At 68.7% G+C, this 14,239-nt stretch carries 12 protein-coding genes and 1 pseudogene; 9 read left to right on the forward strand and 4 right to left on the reverse strand.

Going from position 1 to position 14,239, the window contains the following annotated elements; all coding sequences use genetic code 11:
• Positions 1-101 precede the first annotated feature (101 nt).
• Positions 102-665: an oligoribonuclease gene (gene orn, locus F793_RS0108680; protein ID WP_018866559.1), complete on the forward strand. Its 564-nt coding sequence runs from the start codon at positions 102-104 to the stop codon at positions 663-665.
• 384 nt (positions 666-1,049) lie between these two features.
• Positions 1,050-1,258: pseudogene (locus tag F793_RS14165) on the forward strand (hypothetical protein).
• A 288-nt stretch (positions 1,259-1,546) separates the two neighbouring features.
• Here the strand turns inward: F793_RS14165 and F793_RS0108690 are convergent.
• Together F793_RS0108690 and F793_RS0108695 are read right to left on the reverse strand one after the other, a co-directional pair.
• Positions 1,547-1,810, reverse strand: coding sequence for a hypothetical protein (locus tag F793_RS0108690; protein WP_018866561.1), 264 nt, complete (start codon positions 1,808-1,810; stop codon positions 1,547-1,549).
• A 59-nt stretch (positions 1,811-1,869) separates the two neighbouring features.
• Positions 1,870-2,958 carry a metal-dependent hydrolase gene (locus F793_RS0108695; RefSeq protein ID WP_018882341.1) on the reverse strand — a complete coding sequence of 363 codons (1,089 nt, stop codon included), beginning with the start codon at positions 2,956-2,958 and terminating at the stop codon, positions 1,870-1,872.
• A gap of 95 nt (positions 2,959-3,053) precedes the next feature.
• Here F793_RS0108695 and F793_RS0108700 point away from each other — a divergent pair, with 95 nt between their 5' ends.
• Positions 3,054-6,722 carry a hydantoinase B/oxoprolinase family protein gene (locus F793_RS0108700; RefSeq protein WP_026280867.1) on the forward strand — a complete coding sequence of 1,223 codons (3,669 nt, stop codon included), beginning with the start codon at positions 3,054-3,056 and terminating at the stop codon, positions 6,720-6,722.
• 158 nt (positions 6,723-6,880) lie between these two features.
• Here F793_RS0108700 and F793_RS0108705 read toward each other — a convergent pair whose 3' ends face one another.
• On the reverse strand, positions 6,881-7,411 hold the full coding sequence (locus F793_RS0108705) for a lipocalin family protein (RefSeq protein ID WP_018866564.1): 531 nt from the start codon (positions 7,409-7,411) through the stop codon (positions 6,881-6,883).
• Positions 7,412-7,499: 88 nt separating this feature from the next.
• Entirely contained in the window at positions 7,500-9,644 is a 2,145-nt protein-coding gene (locus F793_RS0108710; RefSeq protein WP_018878808.1) for a DUF1631 family protein, read from the reverse strand.
• A gap of 145 nt (positions 9,645-9,789) precedes the next feature.
• Between F793_RS0108710 and F793_RS0108715 the strand changes: the two genes are divergently transcribed.
• The 6 genes from F793_RS0108715 to F793_RS0108740 form a co-directional block, all read left to right on the forward strand.
• Complete coding sequence (locus F793_RS0108715) at positions 9,790-10,827, forward strand: cyclopropane-fatty-acyl-phospholipid synthase family protein (RefSeq protein WP_018882343.1); 1,038 nt, start codon at positions 9,790-9,792, stop codon at positions 10,825-10,827.
• Between the two features lie 15 nt (positions 10,828-10,842).
• Positions 10,843-11,604 (forward strand): DUF1295 domain-containing protein, encoded by a 762-nt coding sequence (locus tag F793_RS0108720; RefSeq protein WP_018882344.1) that lies wholly within the window; start codon positions 10,843-10,845, stop codon positions 11,602-11,604.
• A 138-nt stretch (positions 11,605-11,742) separates the two neighbouring features.
• Positions 11,743-12,513, forward strand: coding sequence for a septum site-determining protein MinC (gene minC / locus F793_RS0108725; RefSeq protein ID WP_018866568.1), 771 nt, complete (start codon positions 11,743-11,745; stop codon positions 12,511-12,513).
• Between the two features lie 101 nt (positions 12,514-12,614).
• Positions 12,615-13,424 (forward strand): septum site-determining protein MinD, encoded by an 810-nt coding sequence (gene minD, locus F793_RS0108730; RefSeq protein WP_018876243.1) that lies wholly within the window; start codon positions 12,615-12,617, stop codon positions 13,422-13,424.
• A gap of 2 nt (positions 13,425-13,426) precedes the next feature.
• A complete protein-coding gene (gene minE, locus F793_RS0108735; protein ID WP_026142882.1) occupies positions 13,427-13,684 on the forward strand; it encodes a cell division topological specificity factor MinE in 258 nt (85 codons plus the stop codon).
• 4 nt (positions 13,685-13,688) lie between these two features.
• Positions 13,689-14,239: GDP-mannose 4,6-dehydratase (locus tag F793_RS0108740; protein ID WP_018882345.1), on the forward strand; the 551-nt coding region annotated here is incomplete at its 3' end.

Here is a 14,239-nt window from a genome sequence, read left to right on the forward strand (position 1 = left end):
GGCCCGTGGTCACGAGCCCTGCAACCATGATGATAGACTCCTGCGACAGATGAAAGGGCAGCCAGCATGCAGGCGTGGGCTGTCCGCCAAGGAGGCACAAGATGGCCGTGAATGCCGAGAACCTGGTCTGGATCGACCTCGAAATGACGGGGCTGGAGCCGCAGACCGACCGAATCCTGGAGGTGGCCACCATTGTCACCGACAAGGAACTGAACATCCTCGCCGAGGGGCCGGTCATCGCGATCTACCAGCCGGCGGAGGTCCTGGAGGCGATGGACGAGTGGAACCAGCGCACCCACGGGACCTCGGGGCTGATCGAGCGTGTGCGCAACAGTTCGTCGGAGACCCGGGATGCGGAACAGGAGACCCTGGAATTTCTGGCGCAGTACGTGCCGAAGGGGGCCTCGCCGATGTGTGGCAATTCGATTTGTCAGGATCGGCGCTTCATGGCGCGGTTGATGCCGGAGCTGGAGCAGTACTTCCACTACCGCAATCTGGATGTCTCGACGCTGAAGGAGCTCGCGCGGCGCTGGGCGCCGGATGTGATCGCGCAGTTGCGCAAGAACGCTTCGCATCAGGCGCTGCAGGATATCCGCGACTCGATCGACGAACTCCGCCTGTATCGCGAGCGCTTTATCCAGCTGCCGCCGGCCTCGCAGCACTGATCTGCGACGTTTGCGGGGGCTTCGTTCGGCCGCCTGCCTTGTAGTGGCTGGGCCTGGTTCGGCATCGGGTGTTTACGGTGGCTTCGGTCCGCCGCCTGCCCGGCGCTGACTCGCCAGCGCGCCGCGAGGTACTTCTTTGCTCGTGCAAAGAAGTACCCAAGAAACACGCCCGACTGCCGCGACCCCGGCCCGCTGTGCGGGCCGGGGCTGCCCTCGCTCCGAGGGTTTTCGCGGGCGGCGCTGAACTCGCTACGCTGCGCTTCGCTCAGACATCCAGCGCCCCCGTTTCTATTTTGAATCGTCCCGCGAAAACCCTCTCCGCTCGGCGCGCCGACAACGGGGGGGATCAAGGTCAAGACAACGGCCGTCCCGACGGTCGCGCTATTGGTCGAAGGCTGGGTCTTCCGACACCTGGGCACGCTCGGCCGTTGGCCGTTGCGTGCCGCGCCCGCGAGCGGGCGCCTGGGGCTTTCGGACGGCGATGCGCAAGGTTAGGCAGGGATGTTGGGATGTCTCCTGTTTTGACCTTACTCCCCCGTATGGAGCCCCTCGCGGAGGGCGTGATGGGCCGGGAGAAGGCGCTGGATGTCTGAGCGGAGCCGAAGGCGCAGCGAGTTCAGCGCCGCCGGCCCAGCACGCCCGGAGCGAGGTTCCCGGGCGAAATCCGGGAGCCCTTCTTTGGGTCCTTTCTTGGGCAAGCAAGAAAGGACCTCGCGGCGCGCTGGCGAGTCAGCGCCGGGCAGTATGCGGACCGGAGCCACCGTAAACACCGAGCGACGAACCAGGGCCAGCCACAACAAGGCAGGCGGCCGAACGAAGCCACCGTTACCAGCGAACGACGAACCAGGCCCGGATCGTCGTAGGCCCCCGCGCTTGGCGGATTAGCCGCGCGGCTTGAAGCCGGGCGGATGGCGCGCGATCCAGGCGACAAAGTCGCGGATCACCGGCTCGGTCAGCAGTGCGTCGCGTGTGTTCAGGCGCTCGGCCAGGACTTGCTCGTCGAAGTGCTTGTGAATGTGATCGTGGCAGGGACGACAGACCCAGAGAATGCGACCCTCGCGCTCCGCGCGGCTGAAGCGCCGCCGGATGCGCTTGCGTCGGTGCTGCTTGCGCGGAATCAGATGGTGGCGTGTCAGCGTATCCATCCGGCGCCCGCACAGCTCGCATCCGTGAAGCGGGCTGCCGTCGGGAGGGCCGGATCCGTTCACTGCGTCTGCTGGCGGAGGCGGCAGCGCGGCGGCGGCCGGGTGATGGCATAGTCCGGGTCCGCCAGATCCATCAGACAGGGCGCCCCCTCCGGGTCGACAATGCGCGTGGCGATGGCGCGGATCGCATCGCCACGCAAGCCGGCCTCGCGGACCTGGCGGCTGGCGACGGGCTGCCATTCGCCGTCGCGTTCCTCCGCGATCTCGAAGCCGAAGGGGAAGTAGCCGGGGGCGCCCAGACGCAGGTCGGTGACGACCAGCCGGTCGGGTTCGTCGTCTCGCTCCGCACGATGGAAACGCAGGAAGTCGCCGGCGAACCACTGCAGACGTTGCCCGTCCTCCAGGGCCAGCGCGGCATCCTCCAAATGGGCGCCGCGCTCGAAGACCTCGAAGTCCGGCCGGATGGGCTGATCGAGGATGCCGACCCAGGCCTCCAGGAAGTGGCCGTCGTCGATGACGGTGACGCGCCACAGGAGCAGGTTGAACGGGGTGGGCTGGATCATGCGCGGCTGGTCCTGCAGGTCCATTGCGATCAGCGTGGGCTGGATGCGATGGTCGAGCCAGGCCTTCAGCGCGAGACCGGAACCGGCGTAGGCGGTGGACAGCACGAGTCCGGCGACCAGCAGGCGTGGCGCGAAACGGTAGAACAGGGCACCGATGGCCGCGACCAGCAGCGGCAGGGTGTATAGCGGGTCGATCACGAAGATCGAGCCCGTGGACAGGGGGCCGACCGGCAGTGGCCAGAACACCTGGGTGCCGTAGGTGGTCAGCAGGTCATTCATCGAGTGTGTGGCCCAGATCAGGAAGAAGAACAGCCACCAGCGGCCAAAGCCGATCTCCCGCGTCGCCGGGACCTTCGCCAGCAGCCCCGCGACACCGGTGGCCACCAGCAGCTGTACCAGCCAGGAGTGGGTAAAGCCCCGGTGGTGGATGAACTCGGATACCGCGTCCCCGTAAGCTATGAACGCATCCAGGTCGGGCAGCAGCGCAACGCCGGCCCCCAGCACTACGGCCTTGCGCCCCAGGCGGGAGCCGAGGACGAGGCCGCCGATCACGGCACCGAGACTGGCGTGGGTAACGGGATCCATGCGTGATCATTCCTTCATTCAGAGGCTCGACGATTACCGAGCCTGCGACCGGGCCGCGGGGCGCGAGTTCGGGCGATCAAACCAGAGCGGTGGACATGACTCAAGCCACAGGGGCGAAAGACTGGCATTTCTGGGTGGACCGGGGCGGGACGTTCACCGACCTGGTCGCGCGTGATCCGACGGGGCGTCTGCATACCCGCAAGTTGCTGTCCGATAACCCGCAGGCGTATGCCGATGCGGCGGTACAGGGGATGCGCGACCTGCTCGGCGTCGATCCTGGCGCGCCGATCCCCGAGGGGGTGATCCACGAGGTGCGCATGGGGACCACAGTGGCCACCAACGCTTTGCTCGAGCGCAAGGGGGAGCGCACTCTGCTGGTGATCACCGAGGGGCTGGAGGACGCGCTGGCGATCGGGCACCAGGCGCGGCCGGAGCTGTTCGCGCGCGCCATTCGGCTGCCGTCGCCGGTGTACGCCCGCGTGGAACCGGTGCGCGAGCGGGTGAACGCGGCCGGGGAGATCCTCCAGCCGGTGGACCTGGAGGCCCTGCGCCCGCGCCTGCAGGCGGCCCTGGACGACGGGATTCGCGCGCTGGCGATTGTGTGCATGCACGGCTATCGCTATCCGGCGCATGAACAGGCTATCGCGGCACTCGCCCGCGAGATGGGGTTCGCCGAGGTGGCTGCCAGCCACGCGACCAGCCCGCTGATCAAGCTGGTACCCCGCGGCGAGACCACGGTGGTGGATGCCTATCTGTCGCCGGTGCTGGGCCGCTATGTGGAACAGGTCAGCACGGAACTGGGCGATGTGCCCCTGCGCTTCATGCAGTCGCATGGCGGGCTGGTGGATGCGGCGCGGTTTCGCGGGCGTGACGCGATCCTTTCGGGGCCGGCCGGCGGGATCGTCGGAGCGCTGAAGACCGCCGCGCCGCTCGGCTTCGAGCGCCTGATTACTTTCGATATGGGCGGGACTTCCACGGACGTCGCGCATCTGGCCGGCGAGCTCGAACGCCGCCAGGAGAGCGAGGTGGCCGGTGCCCGCCTGCGCGTGCCGATGCTGGACATCCACACCGTCGCGGCGGGCGGCGGCTCGGTTTGTCGCTTCGACGGCATCCGCCTGCGGGTCGGGCCGGAGTCGGCCGGGGCGCAGCCGGGGCCGGCCTGCTATGGCCAGGACGGGCCGCTGACGGTGACCGACTGCAACGTTCTGCTGGGGCGCCTGCGTCCCGAGTATTTTCCGGCGGTGTTCGGCCCCGGGCGCGACCGGCCGCTGGATCCGGAACCGGTCCGCCGACAGTTCGATGCGCTGGTGGAGGCCGTCCGTTCCGCGACCGGGGAGGCGGCGACGCCGGAAGGGCTGGCCGAGGGGCTGTTGCAGATTGCGGTGGAGCACATGGCCCAGGCCATCAAGACCATCTCGGTGCAGCGCGGCCACGATGTGTCGCGCTACGCCCTGGTGTGTTTCGGCGGCGCGGGCGGGCAGCATGCCTGCCGGGTGGCGGAGCAGCTGGGCATGGAACACATCCTGTTCCATCCGCTGGGCGGGGTGCTGTCGGCCTACGGCATGGGGCTGGGCGAGCTGCGCGCCCTGCGCGAGCGCAGCCTGGAATGGCCGCTGGACGAGGCGCATGCCGAGGCGATCGGTGCGGCGCTGGAGGATCAGGCCGGCGCGGCGATCGCGGCTCTGACGGAGCAGGGCGTGGCGGCGGACGCCATGCGCATCGAGCGGCGTCTGCATCTGCGGCTGGCGGGGTCGGATACCGCGCTGGAGGTGCCGGCCGGTTCGCCCGCGGCACTGATGGAGGCCTTCGCCACGGCCTGGCGCGGGCGGTACGGGTTCGCGCCGCCGGATCGTCCGCTGGTCGTGGCGGTTGCGGCGGCCGAGGCGATCGCGACCGGGGGTGAGGCGGCGGATACGTCGATCCCGCTACAGGGGGCGCGCGAGGCGCCCGCTCCGGAGACGGATACGATCACGATGGTGGTGGCGGGCGAGCGGCGCGACGTACCGCTGTACCGGCGCGAGGACTTGAGCCCGGGGATGACCCTGGCGGGTCCCGCGCTGGTGATCGAGACCACCGCGACTCTGGTGCTGGAGCCGGGCTGGCACGGCCGGGTCGAGCACGAAGGGACGCTGCGGCTCGTGCGCGAGGGCAGTGCCGAGCGGCGCGGGCAACCGGCCGTCGAGGACCCGGATACGATCCCGCGCGATCCCGTCCTGCTGGAGGTCTTCAACCACCGCTTCATGGCGATCGCCGATCAGATGGGCTTTACGCTGCGCAACACCGCGCACTCGGTGAACATCAAGGAGCGCCTGGATTTCTCCTGCGCGCTGTTCGACGCCCACGGCCAGCTGGTGGCCAATGCCCCGCACATGCCGGTGCATCTGGGGTCGATGGGGGCCAGCGTGCGCGCGGTGGTCGCGGCCGCGGGCGACGACCTCCGCCCCGGGGATGCCTGGGTGCTGAACGACCCCTACAACGGCGGGACCCATCTTCCGGACATCACGGTGGTCACGCCGGTGTTTGTCGGGCCGGGCGGCGCGGTGACCGAGGATTCGAAGGCCGAGGTGGCGGCCCCGGCATTTTTCGTGGCCTCGCGCGGGCACCATGCGGATGTCGGCGGCATCACCCCGGGGTCGATGCCGGCGTTCTCGCACCGGCTGGAGGAGGAGGGCGTGCTGATTGCCCCGACCCGCCTGGTCCGTGACGGGCGTTTTGCCACATCGCGTATCCGGACACTGCTGGGGTCGGGTGACTGGCCGGCCCGCAACCCGGATCAGAACCTGGCGGATCTGGAGGCCCAGGTGGCGGCCAATCGCAAGGGACTGGAGGAGCTGGGCCGGCTGCTGGACGAGTATGGCGTGCCGACCGTCACGGCCTACATGCAGCACGTGCAGGACAATGCCACCGAGGCGGTCGAGCGGCTGATCCCGAGTCTGGAGGGCGGTACGTTCCAATATGCGCTGGACAACGGCGCCGAGATTAGGGTGGCCGTCACGTGTGATCCGGGGGCGCGCCGCCTGCGGATCGACTTCGCGGGGACCTCGCCGGCCCGCGAGGACAATTTCAATGCCCCGGGCTCCATCGTGCGGGCGGCGGTGCTGTACGTGCTGCGCACGTTGCTGGAAGACGAGATCCCGCTGAATGATGGCTGCCTGGCGCCGGTAGACCTGGCGATCCCGGAGGGCTGCCTGCTTAATCCGGTGCCGCCCGCCGCCGTGGTCGCCGGGAACGTCGAGACCTCGCAGGTGGTGACCGATGCGCTTTTCGGGGCCCTGGGCGTGCAGGCCGCGGCTCAGGGCACGATGAACAACCTGACCTTTGGCGATGCCGGGCGGCAGTACTACGAGACGATCGCCGGCGGTGCCGGGGCCGGTCCCGGGTACGAAGGGGCCAGCGCCGTACAGACGCACATGACCAACTCCCGCCTGACCGACCCCGAGGTGCTGGAGAGTCGCTTCCCGGTGCGGGTGGAGCGATTCGGCTATCGCCGGGGCTCCGGTGGCGGCGGACGGTACCGCGGTGGCGATGGCGTGATCCGCCGACTGGGCTTCGATGCGCCGATGGAGGTGGTGCTGCTGGCCAACCGGCGCCGCGTGCCACCGTTCGGACTGGCCGGGGGCGAGCCGGGGGCGCCGGGCGAGGATGTGATCCTGCGTGCGGATGGCGGCCGCGAGCCGCTGGCGGGCTGCGACCGTCGCGAGGTGGGCCCGGGGGATGCAGTGGAGATCCATACGCCTGGCGGGGGCGGCTACGGTCGCGGGTAGGGTCCGGCCACCGCCCTTGGCGTCCGGTGCTCGGCCTTCGGGCCCTTGGAGATCGACGCGGCGGGCCGTGCGATGACAGGGAACCGTCCGGTCGGTCATTGCGAGGCGCCGCAGGCGCCGTGGCAATCTCCCGTTTCTCGCCCGGCGTCAGCGCACGTTCAATCCCAGCGCTGGGGTACGCGCTGGATCTCGTCGGTGTCGTAGCCCAGTTCGTCGAGGCGGGCGAGGATGGCCTGGTAGTCCTCCTCGGCCATCTCCGGTTCGCGTGCCATGATCCAGACGTAGTCGCGCTTGCTGCGGCCGATTACGGTCTGGCTGTAATCCTCGTCGAGGTAGACGATCAGGAACTCGGCCTTGAATGGCCACAGAAAGCGCATGCCCCATTCGGCGTTGTCCTCGCTCTTCACGAAGCCGGTGGGGTTGTATTCGCGGCGCGGGCCGTCGAAGCCGCCCTTGTTGAACGAGAAGGTGGTGGCAATGGTGCCGTCCTCGTTGAGGGCGTACTGCTCCAGGGCGTTATAGGCGTCGCGCTCGAGGAAGGTCGGGATGTTGGCGATCACGTACCAGTCGCCCATGTAGCGGTCGAGATCCACGTGATCCACGGTGGGCATCTTCTGCGGGGTGCTGCATCCGGTCATCAGGATCCCCAGTACCAGGCCCGCGCAAAGGGCCGCCAGTGAGCGTGTCATCGTCGTCTTCCCGGGTGGCGTCGGGAAATGGACCACGGGGGCGTGAAAAAGGTCCGGCCCGGCGACGGATTCCCCGGAGGGGCGGGCCTCAGGCGGTCTGACCGAGGCGCTGGTCCATCAGGTGGTCGAACAGGGATTCCTCGGGGATGATCTGGGCGCGTCCGCTGCGGAATTCGTGGGCCAGTCCCTGAATGCTGTGCTGGCGCTTGGCGCGGCCGGCGGCATCGGTGAACAGCAGGCGTCCGGCGTGACTGCCGCGCCAGACCAGCTTCATCCGGGTGACCTTGGTGCCCGCAGGCGAGGTGAACTGGATCCAGGTGCCGGAAACCAGGTTGTCGGCGTATTCGACGTGCTCGTCGGCGTGATCCCGCATCAGGGACGGGTCGTCGTCGGCATGACGCGGCGAGGTGCCGAACACCGAGCTCGACCGGTTGCCGGCCCGTTTCCGGGCCTGTTCCATGCGCTCGTCTGCGGCCGCCGTTTCGTCGGACGACCCGGTCGCGGGACTGGTGTCGGGCTTGGTCGGCTCGGCGGGCGTGGAGCGGCGTTTTCCGGCGGCCACCAGGTGGGCACTGACCAGGTCCTGCTTGATGCGGGCCCGTTCTTCCTTCGACAGCGGCGCCCGGTCGAGGAAGGCACGGATGCGGGCCAGGAGGGGAGCCGAGGCCTGGAAGTCCGGTTCCGCCTGCATCAGGGCCAGCAGTTCGTGCAGCAGGGCCATGCCGTCGTTGTCGGAGTCCTTGTCTCCCGCGGCTTCGGGGCCGGTGCTCTCACTCTCATCCCCGGCATCCGCCTCCGCGGTCTTTTGCGCGGTCATCAGCGGGACCCAGGCATCCATTAGCTGCTCGCGGGCCTCGTCCGGGATGTCCTGCCCCATGGAGATCACGGTGCGCTCGACCGTGGATTCGACGCTGTAGGTGATCTCCAGCGTGCGCTCTTCCTTCTGCGCCTCGGCCTGTTCGCTGGCCGCCTGGTGGGCGATCTGCTCCTCGACCTCGGCGAGGTCGTCCCGCAGTCGCGCGAGCGCCTGGTCGTAGGCATCGCTGTCGCCAAGGCCCCCGTTGCGCACGCGTTCCACATTCTCGAAGACCAGACGGCTAAGCGGCAGCTGGCGAGCCTCGTCCAGCGGCAGGTCGGGATCGATGCGCAGGGCGATGTTCAGCAGCAGCCCGGTCATTTGCCGCGCGGGGTGGCCGCGGTCGCGGAAGAAGTGCGTCTCGCGCATGGCGATCCGTACCAGCGGGAGCTGGAGATCCGACAGCGGCTCGCGCAACGCGGGATTGAGGTCGTCGCGCTTCAGGATCATGTCGAACAGCCCCTGAAGCAGGTCCATCACGAAGGGTTCCAGGGTGCTGGGCGAGGCACTGTTCAGCACGGTGGTGACCGCCTCCGCCGGCGAGCCGTAACCGGCCCCGGCCGCTGGCGCCCCCCCGGCGGCCGCGACGACCTGGCCGGCAACCGGGACCTGGTAGCCGAATTGCCCCCAGTTGCCCGCGGCGCCGGTGGCGGGCGCGGCCGCGGCCGCGCCTGCGGGTGGTGGTCCACCACCGCCGGGAGCCCCCTGCGGCACGGGACCCGTCGCCGTGGCCGCGCCCGGGTGGGCGCGTGCGCCGGTCCGTACCTCGGGCACCGTGAAGCCCGCATCGCGGAAGGCCTGCAGCAGCGCCTGCATTTCCGGCTGCAGTTCCCGGATCACGTCGCGGTCGAACCAGTGCAGCAGGAGCAGGCAGTCTTCCGGCGGCAGGGGCACGGCCTCGAGCGCTTCCAGGAAGGCCTCGCCCAGGGCATGCGGGTGCCACGGGGCGTCCTCGGGCGCGGCCGCCAGGTGGTAGTCCCGCGTGACGGTCTCCAGGGCATCGATCTCCGCCGCCATCGCCGAGCGCGCGCCCGTGACCAGCTTGCGCAGGGCCACCTCGCGCTCGGTATCGGCGGCGTCCATCAGGCTCAGTTCGTGCTCGCCTGCCGCCTCGGTGTCGTCGGCGTCCTCGGGTGTGACTGCACTGTGAAGTCGGTCACGAAAATGCTGGAGGATGGCGGCGCTGGCCATGCGGATCTGGCGCGACAGGGCGAGGTTCTGGGCCGCGCGCTGGGAGTCGATCGCGCGCTCGGAGGCCTCCATCAGGCGGTCGTCGAGTTCGCCCAGAAAGGTCTCGAGGCGCGTCTGGACGCCCTTGGAGAAGGGGCCCCAGACGCGATGCAGGGTTCGGGCCGGAATCCGGTGACGTTGCGCCATGATCGCTATGTATCTGGTCCAGGCCACAATCTAGCACCCCTGCGGCCGCGGGTGTGACCGTCCATGCCGCCTTGGTGCGCGTCGGGCGGGGAACCGCCCGCGGATACCCGGGTCAACGTTGCATCGACGCGGGGGAACTTCATTCATGCAGCAGATGATCGAGTGGGCGGAGCAGGGACGACTGCCGGATACGTTTGTGCGCGCGGGCATTCGTCGCCTGCTGGCCGAACGCTTGCGCGAGAGCGGTGCGCCGGCCGAGGAGGCGATGGAACGGCGCTATGCGCTGATCGAGGCGATGCGCAAGGCGCCCGTGGCGTTGTCGACCGAGGTGGCGAACGAGCAGCACTACGAGGTGCCCACCGCGTATTTCGAGCGCTGTCTGGGGCCGTGGCTGAAATACTCCTGCGCCTGGTGGCCCGAAGGCGTGAATGACCTGCGCGCGGCCGAGGCGGGCATGCTGCAACTGACCTGCGAGCGGGCCGGTCTGGAGAACGGTCAGCAGGTGCTGGAGCTCGGCTGCGGCTGGGGTTCGTTGTCCCTGTGGATGGCGGAACAGTATCCGCGGTCCCGCATTGTGTCGGTGTCCAATTCCGCGACCCAGCGGGCCTCCATCGAGGCGCGCCGGGATGCACGCGGACTGGACAATCTGACGATCGTGACCGCCGACATGAATGACTTTGCCCCGGAGCAGACGGGGTTCGACCGGGTGGTCTCGGTGGAGATGTTCGAGCACATGCGCAACTGGCCGGAGCTGCTGCGGCGCATTTCGACCTGGCTGCGACCGGGCGGACAGTTCTTCATGCATGTCTTCGCCCATCGCGAGTTCGCCTACTTCTTCGAGAGCGAGGGCGCCCACGACTGGATGGGTCAGTACTTCTTCCGCGACGGGCTGATGCCGGCGGACGACCTGGCGCGGCACTTCCAGGACGACCTGCGGGTGGTCCGCCAGTGGCGGGTGAACGGCCAGCACTACGCGCGCACCCTGAACGCCTGGCTGAGCCGCCAGGACGCCGCGCGGGACGAGCTGATGCCGCTGTTCGAGCAGACCTACGGGAAGCAGGACGCGGCGCTGTGGTTCCAGCGCTGGCGCATGTTCTACATGGCCTGCGCCGAATTGTTCGATTATCGCGGTGGCAACGAGTGGTTCGTGTCGCACGTCCTCTTCCGGCGGCCCGAGGCCTGACCCGTGGGGGGCTGGATGCTGTTCGTCGCCGGGCTGGCCGCGGCGCTGCTCCTGATGACGGGGGTCTGGGCGGCCAGTGTTGCCCGCCGCGATGCCAGCCTGGTGGATCGCTACTGGGGGCTGGGCTTCGTGCTGGTGACGCTGGTGTGGTGGGGGCTGTCCGGCTGGCCGCCGCAGGGGCTGTGGATCGTGATCCCGGTGCTGCTGTGGGGTGTGCGTCTGTCCGCCTTCATCACCTGGCGCAACTGGGGTCATGGCGAGGACGGGCGCTACACCGACATGCGCGCCGGTCGCAGCGACACGGCCTTCGCCGCCCGCAGCCTGGTGACGATCTTCTGGCTGCAGGGGGCCCTGGTGGCCGTGATCGGCCTGCCGATGCTGGCGGTGATACAGGCCGATGGCCTGTGGTGGCCGCTGGCTGTCGCCGGGCTTCTGGCCTGGGCCGTCGGGTTGTGGTTCGAGGCGGTGGCCGATGCCCAGATGGCGCGCTTTCGCCGCGATCCGGGTAACCGTGGGCAGGTGATGGATCGCGGGCTTTGGCGCTACAGCCGCCATCCCAACTACTTCGGCGAGATCGTGGTCTGGGTCGGGTTCGGCCTCTTGGCCCTGGCCGCCGGGGGCTGGTGGGCCGTCCCGTCGGCGGTGGTGATGATCCTGCTGATCCTGCGTGTGTCCGGCGTCACGTTGCTGGAACGACGCCTGCACAAATCGCGTCCCGGGTACGCGGACTACGTGCGGCGCACCAACACGCTGATCCCGGGTCCGCCACGCCCCTGAACTGCGGGTGGCAACGGGCCCGGATCCCTTGCCGTGCTTTCCCCCTCCGCGCTATAAAGCGCACGTCCCGCCGGGCGGTTTCGCCGCCGGGCGCAGCCTTCATTGATGCAGCCAACCGCGAGCGAGTCGATCGATCCAATGAGTGCGACCCCGAGTTCCGTCCAGGCCATTGAGCTGAAAGGGCGCATGATGCTGGTCTCCGTGCTGCGCGTGTACCAGACCGATCCGCAGGTCCTGGGCGAGGTACTGGCGGCGCGGCGCGAGCAGGCCCCGGAGTTGATGCGCGACATGCCGATCGTGCTCGATCTGGAGGCGGTGGCCGAGAGCCCGGAGTCGGATCTGCAGGCGACCATCGAGCGCGTGCGCGCCGAGGGCTTCAAGCTGATCGGGCTGCAGGCCGGCGAGGTCGCCGAGCGGCTGCAGAGCTACGCCGAACTGTTCGATGTCCTGCCGGTACTGCAGCTGGGCGGGCGCGGCGGTGCGCCCACCGGCGAGGTGTCGCTGGAGGACGAGACCCCGGCGCCCGAGCGGGCCGACGAGGCGCAGGAGAAGAGCGCGCCGGCCGAGGTCGCGGCCGTCCACAGCGCGACCCGTATCGTCGATCAGCCGGTGCGCTCCGGGCAGCAGATCTATGCCCGTGGCGGCGACCTGATTGTTACCGGCGCGGTCTCGCCGGGGGCCGAGTTGCTGGCCGACGGGCACATCCATGTGCTGGGGCCGTTAAGAGGGCGTGCGCTGGCCGGGGTGCGTGGCCTGGTGACGGCGCGTATCTTCTGCCGGCGTCTGGATGCCGAGCTGCTGTCCATCGCCGGGCATTACCGGATCGCCGAGGACATCACGGAAGCCGAGCGTGGCGAGAATCGGCTGGTGACACTGGACGGCGAAAGCCTCAAGATCGCGGAGATCTGAACGGCGGCCCGAAGGGCGGCCGGCCACGACATGACAGGAACCCGTCCGTCTGTCCCCGGCACCGCCGGGTACCGGCAAGACGACAAGGAGCTGCAGCCAACATGGCACGTATCGTAGTGATTACCTCGGGCAAGGGCGGGGTGGGCAAGACCACCACCTCGGCCGCGATTGCCACCGGCCTGGCCCTGCGCGGCCACAAGACCGCCGTGATCGACTTTGACGTGGGTCTGCGCAACCTCGACCTGATCATGGGGTGCGAGCGGCGCGTGGTGTACGACTTCGTCAACGTGATCAACGGCGATGCGAACCTGAAGCAGGCCCTCATCCGCGACAAGCGGGTGGACAACCTGTACATCCTCCCGGCCTCCCAGACCCGCGACAAGGACGCCCTGACCCAGGACGGCGTGGAGCGGGTGCTGAACGAATTGTCCGAGGATTTCGAGTACATCGTCTGTGACAGCCCGGCCGGCATCGAGCGTGGCGCCCTGATGGCTGCGTACTTCGCCGACGAGGCGATCGTGGTGACCAACCCCGAGGTCTCCTCGGTGCGCGACTCCGACCGCATCCTGGGGATCCTGGCGAGCAAGACACGCCGGGTGGAGCAGGGCGGCGAACCGATCGAGGGCAAGCTGCTGCTGACGCGCTATTCGGCCGAGCGCGCCGAACGTGGCGAGATGCTGAGCATCGAGGACGTCGGCGAGATCCTCGCGATCGAACTGCTCGGCGTGATCCCGGAATCCCAGGCGGTGCTGAATGCCTCCAACGCCGGGCAGCCGGTGGTGCTGGACGAGGAATCCGATGCCGGGCAGGCCTACCAGGACGCCGTGGATCGGTTCCTGGGCGAGGAACGTCCGCTGCGCTTTGTCGACGTACCGAAGAAGGGCTTCTTCGGGCGCTTGTTCAAGGGGTGATCATGGGGATCTTCGATTACTTCCGCCAGCCGCGGCAGAAGAGCGCGAGTGTCGCCAAGGAACGCCTGCAGATCATCGTGGCGCGCGAGCGCGCGGCGCGTTCCGGGCCCGATTACCTCCCGGCGATGCAGCAGGAACTGCTCCAGGTGATCCGCAAGTATGTGCAGGTCGACGACGACGCGGTGCAGATGAACGTGGATCGCGAGGGGGACTGCGAGGTCCTCGAGCTGAACATCACCCTGCCGGACGACAAGGAATAGCACGATGAAAGTGCTCATCACCGGCTCGGCCGGATTCATCGGCAGCGCGCTGAGCCTGCGCCTGCTGGAGCGCGGCGACGAGGTGATCGGCGTCGACAACCTGAACGACTACTACGACGTCTCGCTCAAGGAGGCGCGCCTGGCGCGCACCCAGGACCACCCGAACTATACCGAGGTGCGCGAGGACATCGCCGACCGTGCCGCGATGGAGCGGGTATTCCGCGAGCACCGTCCGCAGCGGGTGGTGAACCTGGCGGCCCAGGCCGGGGTGCGCTACTCGCTGGAGAACCCGGCGGCCTATGTCGACACCAACCTGGTCGGCTTCGGCAACATCCTGGAGGGCTGCCGCCACAACGGCGTGGAGCACCTGGTCTACGCCAGCTCCAGCTCGGTCTACGGCGCCAACACCACCATGCCGTTCTCGGTGCACGACAACGTCGACCACCCGCTGTCGCTCTACGCCGCGAGCAAGAAGGCCAACGAGCTGATGGCGCACACCTACAGCCACCTCTACGACCTGCCGGTCACGGGCCTGCGCTTCTTCACCGTCTACGG

The organism is Thioalkalivibrio sp. ALE22, assembly GCF_000381445.1.
GTDB lineage: Bacteria > Pseudomonadota > Gammaproteobacteria > Ectothiorhodospirales > Ectothiorhodospiraceae > Thioalkalivibrio.

Excerpts from the sequence above, each read along its gene's own strand:
- orn (WP_018866559.1), top strand. The coding sequence starts at position 102 with ATGGCCGTGAATGCCGAGAACCTGGTCTGGATCGACCTCGAAATGACG.
- F793_RS0108690 (WP_018866561.1), bottom strand. The coding sequence starts at position 1,810 with ATGGATACGCTGACACGCCACCATCTGATTCCGCGCAAGCAGCACCGA.
- F793_RS0108695 (WP_018882341.1), bottom strand. The coding sequence starts at position 2,958 with ATGGATCCCGTTACCCACGCCAGTCTCGGTGCCGTGATCGGCGGCCTC.
- F793_RS0108700 (WP_026280867.1), top strand. The coding sequence starts at position 3,054 with ATGACTCAAGCCACAGGGGCGAAAGACTGGCATTTCTGGGTGGACCGG.
- F793_RS0108705 (WP_018866564.1), bottom strand. The coding sequence starts at position 7,411 with ATGACACGCTCACTGGCGGCCCTTTGCGCGGGCCTGGTACTGGGGATC.
- F793_RS0108710 (WP_018878808.1), bottom strand. The coding sequence starts at position 9,644 with ATGGCGCAACGTCACCGGATTCCGGCCCGAACCCTGCATCGCGTCTGG.
- F793_RS0108715 (WP_018882343.1), top strand. The coding sequence starts at position 9,790 with ATGCAGCAGATGATCGAGTGGGCGGAGCAGGGACGACTGCCGGATACG.
- F793_RS0108720 (WP_018882344.1), top strand. The coding sequence starts at position 10,843 with ATGCTGTTCGTCGCCGGGCTGGCCGCGGCGCTGCTCCTGATGACGGGG.
- minC (WP_018866568.1), top strand. The coding sequence starts at position 11,743 with ATGAGTGCGACCCCGAGTTCCGTCCAGGCCATTGAGCTGAAAGGGCGC.
- minD (WP_018876243.1), top strand. The coding sequence starts at position 12,615 with ATGGCACGTATCGTAGTGATTACCTCGGGCAAGGGCGGGGTGGGCAAG.
- minE (WP_026142882.1), top strand. The coding sequence starts at position 13,427 with ATGGGGATCTTCGATTACTTCCGCCAGCCGCGGCAGAAGAGCGCGAGT.